General features: G+C 49.2%; 13 protein-coding genes and 1 pseudogene. 3 read left to right on the forward strand and 11 right to left on the reverse strand.

Annotated elements, in window-relative coordinates:
* Positions 1-11 precede the first annotated feature (11 nt).
* Entirely contained in the window at positions 12-1268 is a 1257-nt protein-coding gene (pglZ, locus tag RGU70_RS13335; RefSeq protein WP_322209889.1) for a BREX-1 system phosphatase PglZ type B, read from the reverse strand.
* A gap of 52 nt (positions 1269-1320) precedes the next feature.
* On the opposite strand from pglZ, the gene RGU70_RS13340 reads away from it, so the two are divergent.
* A complete protein-coding gene (locus tag RGU70_RS13340) occupies positions 1321-2571 on the forward strand; it encodes an ISL3 family transposase (protein WP_322207916.1) in 1251 nt (416 codons plus the stop codon).
* Here the strand turns inward: RGU70_RS13340 and RGU70_RS13345 are convergent.
* The 8 genes from RGU70_RS13345 to RGU70_RS13380 all read right to left on the reverse strand — a co-directional run bounded on the left by RGU70_RS13345 (position 2495) and on the right by RGU70_RS13380 (position 14995).
* Positions 2495-3403: a hypothetical protein gene (locus RGU70_RS13345; RefSeq protein ID WP_322209890.1), complete on the reverse strand. Its 909-nt coding sequence runs from the start codon at positions 3401-3403 to the stop codon at positions 2495-2497. The genes RGU70_RS13340 and RGU70_RS13345 overlap by 77 nt on opposite strands.
* Before the next feature lie 6 nt (positions 3404-3409).
* Positions 3410-4177 carry a hypothetical protein gene (locus tag RGU70_RS13350; RefSeq protein ID WP_322209891.1) on the reverse strand — a complete coding sequence of 256 codons (768 nt, stop codon included), beginning with the start codon at positions 4175-4177 and terminating at the stop codon, positions 3410-3412.
* Complete coding sequence (locus RGU70_RS13355) at positions 4174-5226, reverse strand: hypothetical protein (protein ID WP_322209892.1); 1053 nt, start codon at positions 5224-5226, stop codon at positions 4174-4176. Before RGU70_RS13355 ends, RGU70_RS13350 begins: the two co-directional genes overlap by 4 nt.
* Before the next feature lie 103 nt (positions 5227-5329).
* Positions 5330-8956: an Eco57I restriction-modification methylase domain-containing protein gene (locus tag RGU70_RS13360; RefSeq protein WP_322209893.1), complete on the reverse strand. Its 3627-nt coding sequence runs from the start codon at positions 8954-8956 to the stop codon at positions 5330-5332.
* Positions 8957-9024: 68 nt separating this feature from the next.
* On the reverse strand, positions 9025-12507 hold the full coding sequence (gene brxC, locus RGU70_RS13365) for a BREX system P-loop protein BrxC (protein WP_322209894.1): 3483 nt from the start codon (positions 12505-12507) through the stop codon (positions 9025-9027).
* Positions 12508-12521: 14 nt separating this feature from the next.
* Positions 12522-13061 carry a BREX protein BrxB domain-containing protein gene (locus tag RGU70_RS13370; RefSeq protein WP_322209895.1) on the reverse strand — a complete coding sequence of 180 codons (540 nt, stop codon included), beginning with the start codon at positions 13059-13061 and terminating at the stop codon, positions 12522-12524.
* A complete protein-coding gene (locus RGU70_RS13375; protein WP_322209897.1) occupies positions 13054-13761 on the reverse strand; it encodes a hypothetical protein in 708 nt (235 codons plus the stop codon). The genes RGU70_RS13370 and RGU70_RS13375 overlap by 8 nt, the downstream gene beginning before the upstream one ends.
* Before the next feature lie 370 nt (positions 13762-14131).
* The gene (locus RGU70_RS13380; RefSeq protein ID WP_322209898.1) at positions 14132-14995 is read right to left on the reverse strand and encodes a hypothetical protein; all 864 of its coding nucleotides are present in this window, start codon (positions 14993-14995) and stop codon (positions 14132-14134) included.
* A gap of 1522 nt (positions 14996-16517) precedes the next feature.
* On the opposite strand from RGU70_RS13380, the gene RGU70_RS17680 reads away from it, so the two are divergent.
* Both RGU70_RS17680 and RGU70_RS13385 read left to right on the forward strand, forming a co-directional pair.
* A complete protein-coding gene (locus tag RGU70_RS17680) occupies positions 16518-16733 on the forward strand; it encodes a helix-turn-helix domain-containing protein (RefSeq protein ID WP_323505478.1) in 216 nt (71 codons plus the stop codon).
* Between the two features lie 82 nt (positions 16734-16815).
* The gene (locus RGU70_RS13385) at positions 16816-18420 is read left to right on the forward strand and encodes an AAA family ATPase (RefSeq protein ID WP_322209899.1); all 1605 of its coding nucleotides are present in this window, start codon (positions 16816-16818) and stop codon (positions 18418-18420) included.
* Between the two features lie 713 nt (positions 18421-19133).
* Here RGU70_RS13385 and RGU70_RS13390 read toward each other — a convergent pair.
* Positions 19134-19481, reverse strand: coding sequence for a hypothetical protein (locus RGU70_RS13390; RefSeq protein ID WP_322209900.1), 348 nt, complete (start codon positions 19479-19481; stop codon positions 19134-19136).
* Between the two features lie 522 nt (positions 19482-20003).
* Positions 20004-21183, reverse strand: a pseudogene (locus RGU70_RS13395) (IS3 family transposase).
* Positions 21184-21185: the final 2 nt, after the last annotated feature.

The following is a 21185-nucleotide window of genomic DNA, read 5'->3' on the forward strand; positions in this document are numbered from 1 at the left end:
AATATTCACGCTCAATCTTGAACGTGAATATTAATCACAGGCGTCAAACATTCCTGCAGTGTCAAGCCACCATGGTTATAGCAATCACCTGCGATAAATCCACTAATTCCTGGTGCCATTGCAACGCGGACTTTGTCATTCCAATACCAGGGCTGGCTTAGGCGCTCGGTCGCCACATTGCTTTTTAAAATCGCACAACGTGAAAACCGTTTAGTCGTCGCATCTTTTGGCAAATCTGCTTTGGGTAATTTATCAGGCACCCACAACCAACCATGGTCAGTTACCAGACGAATATGCCGCCACCCTGCCGCAAGAAGCCCATCAATGCGCGCTTCAATTTCAGCCAGAATCTTATTAATATGGCTTGGTAAAGCTAGCTGTGCATGATGGCCTGCCTCATCAAGATCACCAGTTTGTACCCATGCCTTACCGCTTGCATCACCGATTTCTCCGCGTTCCAAATACTGCCAATCGCGTTCCTTCAATAATTTCTCCAAAAAATGACTAGAGAAGGCCTGTTCGGTTTGTATCTGCATCGGTATAAAGTCTTCAGTTCCCATTGAGCCAGAAAGCAAATCGTGGACTGGTGTAACAGCCGCTTTAGCGGTTGCAGTTAATGATGGCAAAGCAGCCCAGTTTGTTTCTAGCGTGGCTGTTATTTGCTTCTTGCCCTGCAAACGGCGCAACAGTTTTTGACCGACATCAAAGCGCAAACCATCTATAAAAAAGATGATTTGACTACTCACTTGGTAAACTGAACGCGCCTCATTGATTTGATTTTGAGCCCCTCCCGGATAACCAGACTCTTGCACTAAACGTTGGAAATTCTCAGCCACTTGCGACAACCATGGCGTATAAATCACGGCCAAAATATCTGCGACTAACTTGCGCTGCGCATCATCGCAGGCCTTCGCCATGGCTTCAATCGCTGCACCATCAGTTTGCCAGTGTTGCTTCTGATAAGCTTGCGCCATTGCCTCCACGTCGGGGCCAGAAAATACTGAACGAGTCAATATCTCTACCTCACACAGTGCCACTAGCATTTCTAAATAAGGCGATAAACCAAGTTCAGACCATAGCCATTCACGACGATTTTGATGTTGTTTAACCAGACTTTTCAGCTTATCGCGTAGCGCAACCTCAGGTAAATCAGACAGGGCGGCCAAGTCTTTAGCAAGCTCCTGCTCATCGCCCAAATTAACGCTCAAGTAGCGACTCGGCTCTAACGCTAAGCCCTGTGGCTGTATTTCTTTTGGTTCTTCGGACATTTCTGTGGGTAAGGGGTACGCTATGGCGCAGGTTTAGCCAGGGAGTAGCGCAATGGAAGGCAAGGAGCTGTACCAGAATTTGTTGGGTTTGAATGAACCGTGGACGGTGGAGCGAGTTGATCTGGACATGGCGAAGCTGCATGTTGACGTGCACGTCGCGCACCCTGCCGGTACCCGGTTTGCGTGTCCTGACTGCGCGGCGTCGTGCACGGTCTATGACCATTTGGCGGAGCGTGTTTGGCGGCATCTGGACAGTTGCCAATTTCTGACGTACTTGCATGCCCGGCCACCGCGGATTTCGTGTCCCGAACACGGTGTGCGCCAAGTTGGGTTGCCGTGGGCGGAGCAAGGCAGTCGGTTCACGCATCTGTTTGAAGTGTTGGCCATCGAGTTGCTGCAGGCCGCCAACGTCAAACGCGCAGCGCAGATCCTGCGCATTAGCTGGGATCAAGCGTGGCACCTGATGGAACGCGCGGTATTGCGCGGGCGTGCGGCCAAAGGCGCCGCCGTGCCAAGACAGATTGGTATCGACGAGAAGGCGATTGCGAAAGGCCATCAGTACATGACGCTGGTGTGCGACCGGCAAGCAGCGACGGTGGAGTATGTCGGGGAAGGTCGTACCCAGGAAAGCCTGGCGGCGTACTTTGCCGCCTATAGCAGGGAGCAACTTGCTGGGATCGAGGCGATCAGCCTGGACATGTGGCCGGCGTACATCAGCGGCTGCAAAGCGCACGTTCCGCAGGCGCAGGAGAAGATGGTATTTGATCGCTTCCACATCATGCAGCATGTCGGCAACGGTGTCGATCGCGTGCGCAAGGAGGAACACAAAACACTGCTGCAACAGGGCGACGAAACACTCAAGCGCAGCAAGTACCTGTGGCTCTACAGCGCCGAGAACATGCCTGCAGCTGCACGCGCCAGATTTGATCAGATCAAGCACGGCAACTTGAAAACGGCCCGCGCCTGGGCGCTGAAGGAATCGTTGCGGGGGATGTGGGCTTACCAAAGCCTCGGCTGGGCCAAACGGTTCTGGAAGCGCTGGTATTTCTGGGCCACGCACAGCCGCCTGCCGCCCATGATTGAAAAGGCCAAACTGGTTGCCCGGCACTTGCCCAACATCTTGACCTATTTTAATCATCGCATTACCAATGCCGTCGCAGAAGGATTGAATTCGAAGATTGCAACTGTACAAAAACGCGCCTGTGGCTTCCGAAATCGTGACAACTTCAAGATCGCCATTTACTTCCATTGTGGTGGCCTTGATCTTTATCCGGCATCAGTGACCCACAGGAAAGTCTGTTGAACCTTTCTTTTAATAATTCAATGAATAAGGGTAAGCGATGGGCCATCTGTTCAAAGCGCTCCCATACTTGCGGCCAGTTGCCCAAACCTTCACACAAGGCCTGACCACAGACTGCACGGTCTTTTACGCTCGGTATGACGCCATACTGATCCTGACAATGCTGGGAAAATATCTCGATACGGGTTTTATCCCACGAGTCAATCATTGATGGATCATTCAAGCATTGCAGCAGATCGCGAATTGGATCATCAGCCACCAATTTATTAAAATCGGTAGCCAGTAAACGGTGTCCTCGCAATTTATCAGTGCGTTCTTCAAGTAAAAATGGCAGTACCGCTAATAACGCCGCTTGGGTTTTGTAATCTTTACCAAGATCTAATTCCAAGCCTATGGTTTTATTGCTTAAAAACCCCGATACGGTCCAATCGCGGTTGTTGTTGGGGGTCGCCCACCAAAAGCCGCGATACTGTAATTCCGCTAAGGGTTTTAAATTATCGGAGCACAATTCAATCGCCCGTAGCTCTTTGCGGGCGATTCCCGGCAAATAAATAATCGGCGTTAAGTCTTTAGGTAAGTCTGCTACCTTGCGCGCGATGGCGCATTTAATCCACACCGCTGGGCCAATCCGTTCCGCCGGATTATAGTCGCCGAACTCTATCAGTTCAGGTAAGTGCTGTTTGATCATCCCCATGGCGGATTGCCACTCGCGGTCTTTATCGGTCCAGAGAATGGCGGCTGGCGGGGCTTGCAGCATCGGATTGTATTGAGCACAAGAACGCACTTGCGCTACCAAAACATCTAAAGGCGTATTGAAATGAGCTTGCGTAACCATTTGCGCTTATCGCTCCCAGTCCAAGGCGTAGATACGCTTAAATACACTTAGTATGTCTAGCAGTGTAATGCCGGATAAACCCAGGTTTTTCAGATCAATGGGCTGGTCTTGAATAGCCATCATAAATTCCTTCATATGCTGCTTAATCTCCTCAGACACTTCGACGGTTTGCTCAGGCGACAGCAATTGCGCAATTTTCAACACGTCATTTTTGTGTTTATTGATGTTCTTAGTATCTACTAATAAACCCCGCTCTTTGCGCTCAGACAAATCGCAAAAGGCCCGCATTTTGAACGGGATAATATATTCCACCGATAAAATCGGCACGCCATCCAGGATGATCTTGCCATTTTGAATGCAGCGATAATAAGCCTCATCCAACAAAATGGCCGAGAGGCTCACTACATCATCATCTACAGGAATGGGCGTTAAAGTAGCCGCCCCGTCAAGAAATACAGCCTCCGGCCGGCACGAGAACAGTTCCAGCATGTATGGATAAGTTGCATCAGCAGGTTTGCTAAACCGATAGAATTGTTTTTCACCGGTACTTTTTTCTTGATGCTCATAACCACCGGCTTTGACAAAATCCCAAAATTTCTCGGCAAATTCGGCATCCAAAGCCTCAGTCGACAAAACAATATCTAAATCTTTAGTGGCTCTAAAATCCAACTCGGCCTCTGCCATATTCAAATAGCAAGCTACCCCACCAATCAAGGTATAGCGGTCTTCAAAGCCGGCAAAAAAATCGCGAAAAATCGTTAAACCCTGAATCATTTCAATCTTTCAGTGTGCTCATTCCAAACTTGAAGCAACAACTCTTCCAAGGCCATTTGCACCCGTTCATCATTTACTTCGCGCAAGCTCAAATAAAGAGATAAAGGATCAACGGAGTTATTGCACATTGCATGCGAATAAATTGTGCCAGGATCATAACGCCACAATTGTATTTGAACAGATTCTTCATCTGGTCTCGCCAGCTCGACGATACCGATTAGTTTCTTAAGACTTGTCCATGACGCGCCAGCCACTGCAAAACAAGACTGTTTTGGACTGATTAACATACCTTGTTTGGTCAACGCCCACTCCCCAGCTGCGAACTGAAACACATTCTGCTGACCTTGATAGTCATTGATGCTGATCGAAATTTCCTGTTTAATCGGGCTACTGAGATAAGGCAAAGCCATTTTCCATAACTGTTGTCCGTTGGCTTCGAAGTCCAACTGTACCTGACGGCCTTGAGAAATCATCTGGGCCAAGCCGAATTCTGCCAGCTCTTTATAAGCTCTAGAGACAGTCATTTTGCTCAGGCCTAGCCGCTCTGCCCAACCTTTGCCGGGTAAATCACTTTGCCAATGGTCTAAACACTTGAGTAACACCAATTGCTGGGCACAAGCACCTAAGCTGGTTTTTAGCGTTAGGCGCGCTGGCGCAAAATTCTCTCGTAAATCTAAGGCGGCAAAGGGCAAGTACAACTGCTTACCTGGCACCACAAAGGCAATGTCCTGATCGATCAAACGCTTACGGTTGTAAGAGCTAGTGTCACTGACGCCATAGATCACCGGGCCAGAAAAGCGCTCGGCCACCGTGGCAATGGCTTTCTTTAACTTTTGTGCGGTTTCCTGTTGTTGCCCCTCGCCGTCCCACATCAACAGGCAGCTACGCCCATCCAAAGACAGTCGGCGATAGGCCCAATTCGCTTGCAGATAGAGCGGTAAAGCTTTTGCTTCTGTCCACTCCGCTAGCAAAGTACAAGGCCTAAATACCTCAGTGATATAGTCAGTCACATGCGCTAGGCTCAGGACGGCGATGGGGTGATTGATCATAAATGTGCTTGAAAGCGCAAGGATAAAATTGTATAGAAATAATCGTAACATGAAAAATGCACGGTAACAGTATCATTGTTACCGTGCACAATCAATGTTACAGTTATTTAACTATCAAATCTAAATAAGCTTGTTTCGTGGTTTGCGATGTTTCTTGTCCCTGCTGACCCGGTATCTGCTCTATGCTCGCCTGATTCAGCATTTTGGCCACATGTTTTTCTCTGGCAACTTGTTTCTCTGTGCGGGTTAAGTGATGGTCGTTAATGCGTGAACCCAGGCTTTCACCATATTGCTCACCTAGCTTGTACCAAGGCGCGCTTGCTACATCGGTGCCACGATCTTTTTTCCAATCGACATTCGGTTTGCCGCGCAAAATGCCTGCACCTTTTTTTGCCATGTCTTTGGCGGACATAAATGGGCGTATGTTGAGTCGCACGCCATCGTTGAGATCTGGGTTCCAGCCAATCGCTTGTTCGTTCAAGGGCTTCCAGCGTACAAAAATATCATAGCCGCTGTTGCCATCGGTGGCGGCTTCACCGTGTTTGATGGCTTCTAATTCAACTTTTAAGCTCAGCGCAGCGACTAAGCGTATGTCAGCGCCGTCTGCGCCACTTTTTACGCCTTGTTCTTGCGTGCGTATCCAGTCGCCGAGATAGGTATAAATCAAGCGATCAAGATTGTCGGCGGTGAGTTTGTGGTAATTGATCAGTGCGCTAAAGCCATCTTTCAAGCCATCCCACACTTGCCAGACAAACGGACGATGCCCAAACATTTTGCAGTGCTGATCAAAAAACATATCGCGCAACCAGACTTCTAAGCTGCTAGCACCGACGCCTTTCAGTAGTTCGTTTTGCACATGAATGTTCCAGGCCTCACCATAAGCACCTTGCAACATTGCTTCTAAACAGTCTGCGGCGGGTTTTTCACCACGTACAGCAGGAATGCAGGTAATGCCGTCATCATCGACTAAGCTCGCTAAAGCTGCACAGGCATTCACCCACTGACGCTGCTCGTCAGCTAACTCCATGGCTGGATCTAACTCCGCTGGCCACTGATAACCCAATAGACGCACCAAAGCGACTTGCATAACAGATTCATCTTTACGGATTTCACCTATGTCGGTGACTTTATCTTGCTCGTGCCAGATGACTGAGCCACAAGGATGGCCGTGGAAAATCCATTGGGTTGGGTCGTTTGAATAGGGCTTGGGGAGGCCGTTGGGATATTGATCTTGGGCCTCGATAAGCCACTTTTTTTTCTCAAAATTTATTTTGCCTAAAGTAGCATTTGTTACCTTTAAAGCTTGATCTACTGTCCTTACATTTATAGAGAACTCATCGGAAGAGCAATATGCCCATAAGGCCAATAAATCCTCTTGGGTCTTCGGCTTTAATAAGCCGACATTTTGATCATATGGTTGACCAACATATAAACTAACCGGCAAATTCCCCATTAAACTAACCAATATTCCTTTTTGCCCCCAATACTGGGATCCCGCTTTCCAAATTGCGCTTGTATATCCCTCTATATTTTTTTTGTCCTCCATCATCTGAAAGAGGGATCCAGCACCACCCTCCCATAAAACTCTATATTCACAACCCCCAGTCGCTCTTGTGTTTTCTACTGTGCTTTGGCACTTCTCCCAACCATTGTTGAAACCATAAATTTCCCAATGCAGTTGCATAAATCTTGGCCTATCAAAGGTTTGCAGACCTGTTGCGGTGTCTGCAAATGCACCTACCAAGTTTTCCCCAACATTAGGATCTAATGAGATTCGAGAATCTGGATTCTCTAACTGTTTAGATTGAACTACTGTTTTAATTTTAGTAACCACCAATCTTGTAGCTTTTTCTCCTGCATTCCTTTGCTCCGAAACATCCATTCCATGCAAATAATGGTCAGCAGCTAGTGTCGTCCCGCCATGCAAAGACAAACTTTGCTCAAACTTTTGACCACAACTAATGCTGATCAAAATCGCCTTCACAACTTCGCCACTAATGGTTTCAAATGCGCCGGCTCCCAAACGAGCCAATAAATTCCAAGTTTCCTGCCTCAATAATTTCTTACGAAATTTCTGATAGCTCGTCAGAAACAACCAATTTTGTGGTACAACGATACTCGCAGTACCCCCTCGATGGCAGAGCTCTAGGCAGCGATCTAAAAACACCGTTGCCAAATCATTTTTGGCTTCCGGATAATGGACTTCGCAAAAATTTTTCAAGACTTCATCTTGCTTACCGCGCGCCAGATAAGGCACATTAGTGATCACCCAACTGTACTCAGTTGCCAGCAAGGTCGCTGCCTTTGCCAAGCCTTGCGCCACGATGCCTGCTTCGTGTTGTTCTTCGTTATGACCTTCGGCATTTATGGTCAAGGCTTGATTCAATGCACCGGATAATTCATCCCATTGGACGATCTTGGCGGCATTCGATTTACGTGGATTGATCAAGCTGCCTAACACCGGTGCATCAACAAATGTTTGATGCACCCAGTCGAGGGCAATCGCTAGATTTTTTTTGCCACCGGCATCTTCCAGTTGTATGCCTAAGGCTTTCCATTCTGCTTTTGCGGCTTTGACCGATAAACCTGAACACGCTAGATGAAGCTCAGGCAAAGCGCGATAGCCACCGGCATGGGGGAAACGCCAAGCCTCCAGCGCCAGGGCGAAAGCGGCGAGTTCCACGCAGCGCTGGTCTAGTTCTAATCCGTGAATATTTTGGCACAGCACCGCATCAACGGCGTCTTTGGCATTCAAACCTTCTAATGCCATGCGCATAGGCACTAGCATTAAGAAGGCGGCGACTAAGAAGTGACCAGAGCCACAACAAGGATCTAGGGTTTTGAGTTCGCTTAAGTGTTGCGGCCAAAGCTCAAACTTTCCTGCGGCGGCCTGCCAGGCTGGCTCGCCTTCGGCTTTATGCTCAACAAAACGCAAATACGTCAAAGGTACACCAGGAATCGCTGCGCGTTCACGTAAGTCTTGTTCCGTCTTGGCGGTGGCGATATCGTTTGCACTTAAGCGGCGATTGGCCCACCAGGCGCCGAGTGCGTTATCGAGTAAAAAGCTCACCATATACGGCTCGGTGAACAATTGGGTGACAGGGCTTAGCTCTTTAGCGCCAATTTTAACGCCGGAATCATTGACTTCTTTTTTACGCTTAGTTTGCCAAAACTGATAGACCCAACCGAGCGCATCTTGCGCCTGAAAGGTTTGCGGGTCTATGGCGGCAATTTTATTTTCTAAATCACGAATGTGGTTGATCGCCAGCTCTAATTGAAACACCGGCGAGTCTTGGCGAAATACCTGCGGCAGCATCTTAGACGCCAAGTGGCTTGCATAAGCCCAACCGCTACTAAAGCCTTCACCCTCAGCGAGTTCTGCACATTCATCTAACGTGACAGAAGTATGCGCATCAAACATTAACAGTTGATTTTGCTCCAAAAAACGCGCAAACAACATGCGGTGCCAATGCTCGTAAGCAGCTTCCGCAATCAAGAGCGCGATATCTTGTTCACCATTGTCGTGTTTAAGATCCCCCAACTGACGCGCATGGGCACGCAGTTTTACCCTGAGCTGTTTTTCGGAGTCATCTAAATACGTTGGCACTTGCGGTTCCGCGACGCCTAAGCGCTCAATCGCTTCCCGCACCGCTTGTTCGGCCACCTCCCGCGCTTTGATGACGGTGCTTTCTAGCGCACTACGCAGGAGCTTATCTAATGCTTGGCGCATGCTAACTCTCTTTTAATATATTTACATAAGCGTGAAAATTCACACGGCTTCATTACATCAATTTTTAACTAACTAATAGACACCGGGCCGTTTACCAGTTGCATGCGGATACTCGCCTCGACCTCTTTTAGCCAGCCATGTAAATCCGCTTCCGTTTCTATCAATCGACGTGGGCTTTGCACATGTAGTACTTTCGGTTTAAGTAGCGCTATGGCAGAGTTACGCGCGGCATCAAAGCGCGACATCAGTGAGGCGCGTTTGTCGTTCCATTGGCTTAGGCTACATGTTTCTAGGCTGAGTAGTACGGCATCGTTATCGGCTAAAAGCAGAACGGGTAACTGATCAATATTGTGCGTCACCAGCAGCAGCTGTTGCTCACTGGTGTCGAGTTTTTTCCATTGCTCATCATTTTCCAGTTGCTCCAAGCAGCGGTTGTACTCGACTTCAAACTCACCATGATGGAAAACAATAGCATCGCGTATGCCACCAAATGCCTGTTTGATGAGCGGCTCTATCGGGTTGGGGATGCCCAATAAGCTACGGTTATCAATAATGGCTTTACGTTCCACTTCTATCGCTTGCGTGAAATTAAGTCCCTTGCAATGATGCAGTACATTACGCAAATCGTTCCATAGCAGCTCACGTGTTCGCATCAACTCTATCGTAGCTCTCCAGTTTTCTACGTCGGAGATGATTTGCCTTCTGACATCCAAGGCGGCACGCAATAACTCGTTGCCGCTGCTAGACATCAATTGATCGAGTAAGTCAGTCTTGGGGCTAGCCGGCAGCGGAGCATTGCCGCCAGTCTTGAAGGCTAGATCTCTCGCCAGTTTCAGCGCAGACAGGATGCTCGATTGTTCTTCACCGGCATTACAGGGGATACCAAGTGCGTTAATCAGGCTGCGAACCTGGATTAATTCTATTTTGGTCAATTGAATTTTCTCAGGGCGCAGATTCACTTTGCCGAGCGCTGTACGATCTAAAGTTTTTGCCGAAACAGGCTGCCCTGTACTATCAATACCGGTCAACACGCCAGCAGCAAGCATGGCAAATAGTGCACCTGCAATAGCATCATCCGACCAACCGTAGGGTGCGGCAGAAAATTGTTCGCTGACTTCTTTGCCTAGCTTACCAACACCAATATAGCGCAGCAAAGTTTGGCAGACCGGATGCTTAGCAGTCTCTTCTTTAAAACCCAGTGCTTCCAGTGCGTTCTCTCCACCTTCACGTTTTGCTTTGGTGTAGACAGCTGCCCAGTTGGCGTCATCGGCGAGCATGAAGTCTTTATAGAGTCTCTCCACCGCAATATTGCCTGCATTGCGGATTTGATCAATGAGCGCATCACCGTCGACATCTGCGCCACCAGCAAGCTTTACTTGAATATTGGCGTAGATTTCTTTGAGTAATGCATTAAGCTTGCGCTCTGCGGTTTGCCTACTATTGTCCATCGCCTTTTTAGCATCACTACCTGCCTCAGTGCTGGCGTTGCCACGCAGCTCTAAGGTGATCTCGGCAGCTTTTAATTCGATGATGGCATCAGCCACGTCGGACTGATGGCTATTGGGAACATAGATAAAAATAGTCGCTTGGTCTGAGCGCGCAGCGCGAGCGGAATCGAGAAATGCTTTTTCAGAAGCATTGTGCACCCAGGCGTAAAGCTTTTCTGCATTGTCTATGGCGAGCTCTCCCTCAAAGCAGCAATTAATAGAACGACTGACGTTGCTTATACCCTGAAGCAGACGTGCATCACTCACCGCTTTACGAACGTGCTGTTGTATCAGTTGCTGCTTATAACCTTCAATGCGTTGCGGATTGCCGCGGTAATCATTTTTTTGCTTATTAAACTCGTCGTACCACTGAGAACTTTCGGCTGTTTGCAGGCGATATTCCAAACCACGATGGGTTAGCATACTCATTAACAGACCGTCTGTTTGTAAGGCAGCCAGCCAGCCCGGAAGCTCACTACGCACCCGGTGTTTATCATTTTGCAGGTCTTCGATTAGTAGATCAGCCAGATAACCCTCTGTAGGCGCGATACCGTGATCCACATCGGTCGGCAATTTACCGATCAGAAGAATCAAGGCTAAAACCCGCGCTTGCTGTTGGCTGTCTGCATCCCCTGCTTTCTTACGCGCTATGGTCTCGTAGATATCCTTAGAGATCACATTGGTCTGTAATAAATTAGTGGCGATTTGATCGTAGATAAAATCTGCCGGCAAAACATTTCCTAGCGTTTTTTCTGCGCTGACTTTACAGGCTTCATGAACGATACGTAGTTGATTACGGAGCTGCGAACCAGTACCCGTGACATCGAGCGCATGTAACACTTTTTCCCAGAAGCGACGACGCACGGGTAATAGCGGGTAATCCGCAACCACAAATTGCTCGTCGTCTTTATGATGTTCGATGGTGGAGCCATGCAGGTGGCGGGAAATTTCACCAAGATTGCTATCAATCACCGATTGAATCTGCGATCTGGCACTTTCTTTCTTTTGCAAAATCACTTTACGAATAACCGCATCGACATCGGTATCTTCCAATTGCACTGGCGTTTGGAAGCGACCCATCAAGCGTTGCAGGTTCGTCATACCGGCCAAGGCACTTTGACCCGTACCTATAAAAAGCATTTTAGATTTTAGTTTACTGGCTTTACAGCAGGTTTCCACCGCCTCTTGAATTTCCATCGCGCGGTCGAGATCGTTACCTATGTATTGCTGAACCTCATCTAGCACGACTAGGGTCAGTGGAATTTTGCCATCGGTAGTTGTCAACAAAGAGAGCGCGTCTACCGCGGCGTCAACCATTTCGTCATTGCTAATATCATCAACTATCGCGTATTGACTGCGCAGCATCTCGCGCACTTCTTTTGTATCACTGCCAAGCGCTGGAATGGCCTGCAAAATCGCCTGATGCAATACTGGAGAAACATGTAAATTGCGCACTTCTTTAGCCCAGGTTTCCTCGATGTTTGCCCCGTGCATCTTGTCGAAAACAGCCTGTTTTACTTTTTCCAATACCCCTTGCTCGCTTAACCACAAACAAAATTTAGCCAGGTGATATTGCTCGGGTAAACCCACGGATTTAAAAATAACGGACAGCAGCGAAAGACGAACTTTTTTGCCCGCCGAGGCACCCAAAGTACCCGCAGCGGAATGCAAGCCCCCGCGAGTAATCGCCTGCTGAGAAAGCTGTTCAAGCAAATTTTGTGTGCTCTCAGGTAAGTCGGCGAGACTTCGCCCACTTTGGCCATTGGCCAGCGTCTGATTGATCCACAGGCTACTCAGCATTTTGGCTAAGTGCGATTTACCGGAACCGAAAAAACCTGAGATCCACACACCTTTTTGCTCATTGCCAGTAAGTAGGCTATCTAAAAAATTACGGAGAATTAAGTCTATGCCTTGTTGGTATTTGCCATCGCAAACGAAGGTTTTTAATTCGTACTCAAGGGTATTCAGCGCCTCTATTGTTTTTTCATCGGTGACTTTGGCCACGCCATTATTAGCGAGAAAACTGTCGATGGGATCGTTTTGAAAAATGTCGCGGTTGAGCATATTGAATCCCAAAATTAAGCTTTAATTGATGTTGCGAGGTAGCCCCATCCATTTTTTGCATCCAGCAGCCGATAGGTATTACCTTCTTGCTCGCCAGGAAACAATACCACCAGGCGACCAGTAATTTTTGCAGCCAATGATTTAACCAAATCAGAAACCGAGGTAATGCCAAACAAGCTGCCACAACCCAATAAGGCTATGGCGCTATTCTCGGTTTGTGAGGAAGAAATTTTTTTCACAAAGCTTTCTACTAACTCTTGTGCGAAGTATTCGTAGTTGCCGACCAAATATTCAGGATCTTCAAAATAGGCTTCCGCATAATCATGTCCAGCCAGCCAAGTGGCAAAGCTATCGGTAATATCTAGCAATATCCACGGGTGACCGTGTCGAGTGGTGACCAATTCAAATTCACCTACACGAGCACGCAGCTTTAATTCGTCTTCGGGCTTATAGATGGCAAAAATCGAACGTTCTTCACTAGAGGCCATTCGCGACCATGGCAAGCTGATATAGCTTTCATAGTTTTTCAATAGACTACTGAGGCGATCAGCCATTAAGTTGTTCCTTCTCTCTATCGGTTAACCACCCAGGAAAGGTGACCTCAATCACGTCTCCTGACTGCTTGTAGCGCAAATAACCTCGCGCTGAGGCCGCAGCGGCCATGGGATAAAGCTCGCCTGCATCGGTATTTAATAATTTACACCAGTCACTATGAAAGGCGCGCTGACCTTCAAAGCCTTGTAACTTCGCAATAAACAAGGCAAAGGCTATATTGGCGACATGTATATTTGGCTGAATCCTGAATTTCCGGGCATGTCCCTCCAGAAAACCAGCCTGCGTCCAACTCCCGTTAATGTTTTGTGCAAAAGATTGTTTTGACGCTGGGCTATAGCCCCCGGGATTGTGTGCCTCAAGTAGACCTTCTATCATTTGTCGATTAATGACATCACCAGGCTTAGTCTCTATTAATAATGGTAACGATATGCGTAATAACGGATCTCGACAGAGAGCCAGTTGCAAGGCCAGCATTGCGCGCGCATCGGGCGCTTGCAGCCAGAGCTTACGAAATATTCTGAAGAGGCAAATGCGGTCGTTGAGGCCGTACAAATCGACCAGATGCCTGTAAGTTAAACGCCGTGAATTCGAAGTTGGCTTGTGCAGGATATTAAATACTTCAATATCTGCCTTAATACGATCAAGCTCAACACCTGCAGGGTGAGCCTCTAACAACATTGCTAGCTCGACGATCATCATGCTCCGCGCAGAATGAGCACCGCTTCTTCCTATTTTAAAACCGAAGGATTCGCTATTTATAAGAATCAAGAAGACACCTGCTTTTAGCCACTAATTTGTTCTTAATCTATTAATCAAATTTAAAAAAATTACCACTCAAACACTGGCGATAATGGCATTTATCACATTCCACTCTCATCACCCATGGCGAGACAATATTTGCTTAATAAATTTCGTTATCAGTAACACATGCATTTTACATGGTAATTATCCAGCAAAAAATGACGTTTAAAGGTAACACCAGGTCAATCGTCAGCCGCTCTCCGAGGCATCACACCCATAACAGGAAGTCCATGCATAGCAAAGGACGAGCAAATACACGATCAAAATTTTATGATGCCATCATGCCGGATACATCTAGGGCGCGAGTCTCCCAAATTTTTTTGTGCCTAGTATTCGGAAGACACAACTCATTGCCTGAAACGATGACGCCGGTCACAGTTTTTGGAGCCTCTGCAGTGAATGTTTTCGTCTTGCTCTGTTTCGTCTTAGGCCCGTGCCGCCTCACTACTTGACGAACTTCAGACAGACGCCGTTTGGTTACGCCAGCGAAAGCGTGGCCCTTAGTGAATACGACGACGGAATTGAGGCCGGCCTGCTCAAGTGCCGCGCAGAACATGAGCGTCAGATCAAGGCATGTCCCAATGCGCGCATCCAGAACCTGAGCCGGGCTGGGGACCTTTTGCCCCTTGTACTCGAAACTAGCGGGGGGAAGCGCATAGTCCAGTCCAAGTCCAGCCACTGCGGTCCAGAGCGCAGATGTGAGCTCCGAGGCGCGCTTGGCGCCGCCGGTGTAGCCGTCGATGGCGGCGCTCTTGCCGGCTTTGCGCAGTACCTCTGCCGTTTGCTTTAGCAACCGGTCAACCGCTAGTTCGTTTGGCTGGACAAACGCCGCGAATAGGTCAGGTAAATGAGAAAGCCCTCCCCACTGATTGCGCGGCAGGAGTTCGACTTTTCGCTCAACTGTCGCGAGCACAATTTCTTCGGATGTTCCTGCTTTCTCTGCAAAGGTGAAGACGACGGTAGCGGTTTCCGCCTCTGTGAGCCTGCCAAAAAGCGCTCCGTCGAGCTGTACGTCACAATCCTTGATGTCATAGCGCGCCTTTGCGGCGCAGGTATCTATTGACGGACTTGAGGAACGGGGAAATGGACTCCAGGCGTACCTGGATATTCGAAATGTCGCGGTCACTGTCATTGATGATAAAGAGCTCCCGCAGTAGGGAGTTCTAAAAATCGGCCAAGTTCAGCTTGGCTGCATTTGAAACACGAATCGAATGCTCGATAACTTCCGCTTCTTTGGCTGCTGATTGTTCTTCTGGTTGGCCCACATTCTCTCCCCGTGACATTTACGCCGACTTGTCCTCGGCCTTCGCCACCGATTAATTGGGTGCTGGCCAACCGTAGCGGCAACTGACCATATCACATTTTACGCTGGTAAATAGTCACCAAATACCAAGCCTACGAACGGACAATTCGCGGCATTGAAAGTATTTCGCTCGTTCACATTCGTCGCCAACCGCGCCAAGCACCACTTAAAGCCGCTATTCACCCAAAACCGTCAGCCCGGCGTCGCGAGAATTGCGCTCAGCATCGACGCCGTCCAGAATCGACGAAGCGCTACGCCTTGGATTCAGCGGTTATCCGACCAGGCACACTTTATCCAGCGCCCAAAGGCATACTAAATTGATCGCGAATCTACTGCATATTTACCGCTTATTTACCGCAAATCAACTGCATATTCGCCGCAAATTTATCGCAAATAAACTGCGGATTTATCGCAAATTCATCGAAAGGAAAATTCCACGGCAAAGGACAGGATGCTGGATGTATATCGCTCAGCTCAAAACATCCAGGATTCCGGCCGCTAGGTCGCTGCGCGCCCTTCGCAGCCGACTCAGGGCGCCGCCCCGAGACCCACCTTGAATTACTTAGAAGAAACTTTGGCCCGAATGAGTCGAGTGCATTGACTCGTATGTGGGAGCCTTTCATTGCCTCAGCATTGAAAATCGGGCTTCTGGGAGGATTTTTATGCCAGGTAGGTCAAAGGGGTGCTGGCGGTCCCAGAGAATGCCACCAGTGGACGCCTTGAGCCGTCCAGCGCGGCTTACGGTGCTGCGCTGTCTGTGGTTTATTTTTTTGTAGACGAGAACGCCCAGTTACCCCAGTTACAGGCGAACGCATGTTTAAGACCAAACGAAAAATATCGCGGCCGTGTGACTTTGTAATTCGTTAAATCATCCACATGCCACTGGCTGATTATATTCGGGTCTCGGGGCGAAGCCCTGAGTCGGCTGCGAAGGGCGCGTAGCGACCAAACGGCCAAAACCCCGGATTGAGCCGACAGGCACATATCCAGCATCCTGTCCTTCGGCGTGAGGTTCATCGCGCGGTAAATTTGCGGTGAATTTGCGGTGAATTTGCAATGAGTTTCCGATGGGCAAGCCATTGTGTGCTCACACCGCTAGCCAGTGGGCATCCTGCTCAACAAAGGCCGATTCGGGGCCGTGTACAAGGTCTCAACTGACTTGATGAGGCACGTCAGTGATCAGGTGGCCGGATGCGATTCGCAACGATCATCTGTGCTTGCTATGTACGCCAAAGCAGGGCAATGGAAAGAACAAACCGGGGCAATAAAATTTGTTTGCATAACCGCATAATACACGGAATCCGTGTATTATATGAATTGCGAAACATATTTTATTATCTAAGAGGAAATTTTGAGTAAGAGAAGCCCGACGCCAGCAGAAATTAGATCTGTACGCCAGGCATCCGGGCTTTCCCAGACCGCCGCCGCCAAACTGATCTACTCAACAATGCGAACGTGGCAAGACTGGGAGGCTGGAAAATCGCACATGCACCCCGGCCTGTGGGAGCTGTTTCTCCAAAAAAAACCGGAAAGTTGTAGCGATCGAATGGGAGGGGAGCTGAAGTAACGACGAGCAGGAAGCAGGCATGGACGGGGCTGTCACCCCGTCCATGCCATGACCACAACAACAATTCCGTCTAGGAGTCATCATGGTTAATCAAGATTCTAACATTGCACCAGGATTCACACTTTATTTCAGTGAACACAATCAACGCCTTTTGCTGCCAATCGCCATCGTTGCCGAGCTTGTGTTCACGGCTGAGCTTGCGACCAAGAAGGCGGCAGCAGAAAAGGCGGCTGGTGCAGCCGCAGACGTTACAAAAACAACATTCGTCGAATCGAAACCGAAGCCGCTGCACGATAACATTTTAAGTTTGCGTCAAATCGACTTTGATCTTTCCAGCATTCGCACAGACACCAAATACGACTTGTCGGACGCGATGACGCTCGCGACTCGTTTGCTCGCACAATCGACAGCTGCGCCGGACCGTGCCTCAGCGACGATGTCCAACGACTTGCTTGTTGCTATTTCCATGAGTATTGCTTACGAGCATGGCGACGGCAACCTGGTCGATGTTCTTAATTTTCTTCGCGATCCATTATGGGATTGCGCTGCACAAATATTCCAAGATTTTTCCCGACCTCAACCCGCGTTCCGGCAAGCAGATGCAGCTCGCTGGATGAGTGTTTTTCGTCGAAAAATCAGGAAGCTGACGACGGGTGATAAAGATAAGCTGGTGGTCGACTGTTACAAGCATTGGACAAGCGCTGGCGAGCCCACTGTCAAAGGTAGAAAGAGCACAAAGTCCCTAGCCCGAACACAAGTGTTTGACCAGGAGGAACTCGCAAAAGCAACGGTAAAGGTCAAAGAACTGAAAGAAGACCGGCGCGATGCCGGCGCACGCATTTTTCAGAATGCTCATGCGAATAGCGGCACCCGGACATTGCCCGACGCCAAAGCGGCCCATGCGCGGTTGGAGGCGGCTAAGTCTCGCTTTGAAAATCTCATTGTGCCGATTGAGCGGCTGCAAATTGATTTAATCCTTGCCGGCGCTATGAAACCAAGCGATTTTCGTGTGACGCCGCTGCTCTTGCTGGGCGATCCCGGCATTGGAAAAACTTTTCTAGCAACGCAGCTTGCGGCCGCGCTTGGTGTATCAACGGAGAAAATTAGTGCCGGCGGCGCGCAGGGCGGTTTTCAACTAACCGGATCGCATAGTTCGTGGACTGGTTCGCGTCCGGGTATGCTTTTTTCGTTGCTCGCCGACGGTGATTCGGCTGCGCCGGTCGTGGTCATCGATGAGGTTGATAAAATCCATGACACTCAATATCCGGTCTTACCGGTACTGCTCGACTTGCTCGATACCGGCAGCAGCAAACAATTCAAAGATGAGTTTTTTGAACTGCAATTCGATGCCAGTCGAATCATCTTTGTCCTAACTGCAAACAGCATCGAGAACGTTCCTCCTGCCCTGTTGTCGCGTGTTGAGGTATTCAACGTGCCGGCGCCTGAGCCGGTGCAACGGCTGCGCATCATTCAAGAAACGACTGAAATTTTACGCAGCAAAACAAAGCGGAAGATCACTCTGGACGAAAGGACCGGGGGCTTGTTGTCAGAACGCGTAGATATTGATCTCCGGCGAGTCACCAGGCTGGTCCATGAGGCATTTACTCGGGCAATGCAGGCTGGTGATATGGTGGCGCATATTGCAGTGCCGCAGCAAGATGGGGGACGTAGCATCGGTTTTTATTAACGAGTCACGTCTTAGTAGTCGCCTTTTAGCCACTCGCACTCATCTCCTGCGCGAACTGCTGTGCGTGAAGGAAATAACCGGACACCAATGGCCGTAGGCGATGATAGAATTTCTGCTTAAGGTAAACCAGCTGGCCGAGCCTGCGCGACAAACTGATGTCAAATTCAGCGTCGCCGACGTCGCCGCCTTACGGATATTTTACTATGCCATAGGGAGCGAAGACGAGCAGCTCAATCCGGAGGCCGCGAGCCCAAGCGGCAAGCGCGTATGCCCGGGGCTGTTCCGGCGGCGTTTTCTTAATGTACTGGAAACTGCTCATCGGGCTGTCCATTTGCGCTTCCTTAGCGAGTAGGCGGCGCTGGCAGAAATGGCATCTTTTGCGCGCTTGATGGCCACCGCTGCTGCATTGCGAGTGAGTGGTGGTCTATTCAAAACCTCCATTTGTCGGACCAGACGCGGGGGTGCTAGCTTACCTGTCGCGCCATGCATAGTACCCGCTAGATCGCATCCATCGCTGCCCGGTTTGCTACCCGTGGCCGATGGCACCCAATGGATGCGGCTTCGGTGGTGTTCAACAACGGCTCCATCCGTCGCCACAGCGCATCCGTCAATTGCCAGCCGTCATCTCGCCTCTCCACATCCATGATCGCCACTCCGGTCCAAAGCAATGTGTTCTTTAGACGGCTGCGCGCGCTTATGATTCTGCTGGTCGCCTAACGCAATAGGTTGTTAGTCTTGGCCCCGGCCAAAATATGTTCTGTCATAGCTTCTTGGCAAATACCCAAGTGTCTTCGGGCCATTTCGCTGAAATAGGTTCGGACCGTCGTGGCTTGAAGTTTGAATCCACACTTATCATTGAGCAATTTTGTGATCTGTTCCCAAGAGCACCCTTTTTTTCTAAGCACGAATAAATGTGGGATTAATATTTCGAAAGCTTTTTTTTGTGTCAAACCTTTTTGTTCATGTTTTTTGTGGATAACATTAAATATATCTCTAGAATTAGATGTATTTGAATTTGATACTGGTATTTCTGACTGGTGTTTTTTCGTTTTGGTGGTCATTTAATGATTTCACTTTCAAGTTAATGTAAAGTACTGGTTTCGATAATTTGCGTTATTGTTATTGCTGCTGCTCCAATTAGATTTTTTTCTTTTCTGCAGCCTCTCGAATTTAGTTTTAGTGTTGCTGGTTGAAATAGTCCGATCGTATTCTCGAGCTATGCATCTGGTTTGTTTTTATTTGGTATGCGAACCAATTTTTGATTTGTCGAAGCGATTCTCTGGCGATCTTTTTGTCCGTTTTTGGAGACTCTTGCATTCGCTGCTGGGAATTTATCTTCTGGACTTTGCTCTTGCGACGCTCTTCAATTCTGATTCCCCCTGCTGGCACAAATGCCCCGATCTTTTGCCGCTCAACGAGTCCTCTAAACCAACATAGCGGGCTGGTCTTAATCGAGGTGGTTTCGATTGCATCAGAAAGTTCGTCAAGTAGCGCTTGAGCATTCGACTGGTCCAACGTAAGAACTAGGCCGCCTATCGTTTGCCGCTCGGCAGCCGATAGCTGTGGGGGGAAGTGTGTGGTGGTCAAGTAATTTCGGACACAACGATAGGTTCACGTCCTGCCATTTTCTGTTCGTAGACAGAGGGCGGCAAATTACCCAGTACTGAATTGATGCGCTTGCAGTTATAGAAGCCGACGATGTAGTCGATGATGTCGGCTTTGGCCTCAGCGTGGTTTGCATATTGGCGCTGCCAGACGCGCTCCATCTTGAGGTTCAGGAAGAAGCGTTCGGCGACGGCATTGTCCCAGCAGTTTCCTTTGCGACTCATGCTACAAACGAAGCCGTTGCGCGTTAGCAGATCTTGGTAAAGCTCGCTGGCATACTGACTGCCCTGGTCCGAATGAACGATCAATCCGGGTGCCGGCCGGCGCTGTTCAATGGCCATGCTCAGCGCATCACAGACCAGCTTGGCAGGCATACTCGGCGCCATGGCCCAGCCCACTACTTTGCGCGCGTACAGGTCCAGCACGGTGGCGAGATAAAGCCAACCGGCGCCGGTGCGGATGTAGGTAATGTCACTGACGTACGCCAAGTTCGGGGCGCTTGGCTTGAACTGCCGGTTCAACACATTATCGGCCACTGGCAAGCCGTGCTTGCTGTTTGTCGTATGGATGAATTTACGCTTCCAAACGGGTTTTAAGGCAGCCTGGCGCATCAAACTGCGCACCTTGTACGCCCGATGTGGATGCCTTCGCTGGCCATGGCCGTGAGCAGTCGGCGGCGGCCATAGCTTTGAAGGCTTGCCATAAACGCTGCCCGCAGATGAATGCTCGCTTTGCACAAAACCGGTTTAGCAGAACGACGCTGCGCTTCGTAAAAGCCGGATCGACTGACCGCCAAGACGCGGCAACTTTGCTGGACTGGGGTTGCCTTCTGTTGCAGCTGTTCAATGAGTTTATAGGTCATTTCATTTCGCGGGCAAAGAAGGCCGATGCTTTTTTTAAGATCGTGACATCCTGCCGAAGTTGTTGGTTCTCCAGCTCCAGTTGGCGGATCCTTTGCTGCTCGGCGGTCAGCGGTTTGCCTATGCCAGGTTGCCCGCTCTGTTCGGCACTATACTGCCGCAGCCAGCGCCGGATCGCGGTCTGGCCGATGTCCATGCTTTCGCTGACGTTCTGGACGCTCTGGCTCTGTTCATTGATCATCCGAACCACTTCCAGTTTCAGACTCGGATCGAAGATTCTTCGTTTTCTTGTAGACATAC

Source organism: Herbaspirillum sp. RTI4 (assembly GCF_034313965.1).
Classification (GTDB): domain Bacteria; phylum Pseudomonadota; class Gammaproteobacteria; order Burkholderiales; family Burkholderiaceae_D; genus Herbaspirillum.

Bases quoted from the DNA above. Each gene is read 5' to 3' on its own strand.
- RGU70_RS13360 (WP_322209893.1), bottom strand. From the start codon at position 8,956: ATGCGCCAAGCATTAGATAAGCTCCTGCGTAGTGCGCTAGAAAGCACC.
- RGU70_RS13380 (WP_322209898.1), bottom strand. From the start codon at position 14,995: ATGACAGTGACCGCGACATTTCGAATATCCAGGTACGCCTGGAGTCCA.
- RGU70_RS13375 (WP_322209897.1), bottom strand. From the start codon at position 13,761: ATGATGATCGTCGAGCTAGCAATGTTGTTAGAGGCTCACCCTGCAGGT.
- RGU70_RS13385 (WP_322209899.1), top strand. From the start codon at position 16,816: ATGGTTAATCAAGATTCTAACATTGCACCAGGATTCACACTTTATTTC.
- RGU70_RS13345 (WP_322209890.1), bottom strand. From the start codon at position 3,403: ATGGTTACGCAAGCTCATTTCAATACGCCTTTAGATGTTTTGGTAGCG.
- pglZ (WP_322209889.1), bottom strand. From the start codon at position 1,268: ATGTCCGAAGAACCAAAAGAAATACAGCCACAGGGCTTAGCGTTAGAG.
- RGU70_RS13390 (WP_322209900.1), bottom strand. From the start codon at position 19,481: ATGACCACCAAAACGAAAAAACACCAGTCAGAAATACCAGTATCAAAT.
- RGU70_RS13355 (WP_322209892.1), bottom strand. From the start codon at position 5,226: ATGATCAATCACCCCATCGCCGTCCTGAGCCTAGCGCATGTGACTGAC.
- brxC (WP_322209894.1), bottom strand. From the start codon at position 12,507: ATGCTCAACCGCGACATTTTTCAAAACGATCCCATCGACAGTTTTCTC.
- RGU70_RS13370 (WP_322209895.1), bottom strand. From the start codon at position 13,061: ATGGCTGATCGCCTCAGTAGTCTATTGAAAAACTATGAAAGCTATATC.
- RGU70_RS13350 (WP_322209891.1), bottom strand. From the start codon at position 4,177: ATGATTCAGGGTTTAACGATTTTTCGCGATTTTTTTGCCGGCTTTGAA.
- RGU70_RS13340 (WP_322207916.1), top strand. From the start codon at position 1,321: ATGGAAGGCAAGGAGCTGTACCAGAATTTGTTGGGTTTGAATGAACCG.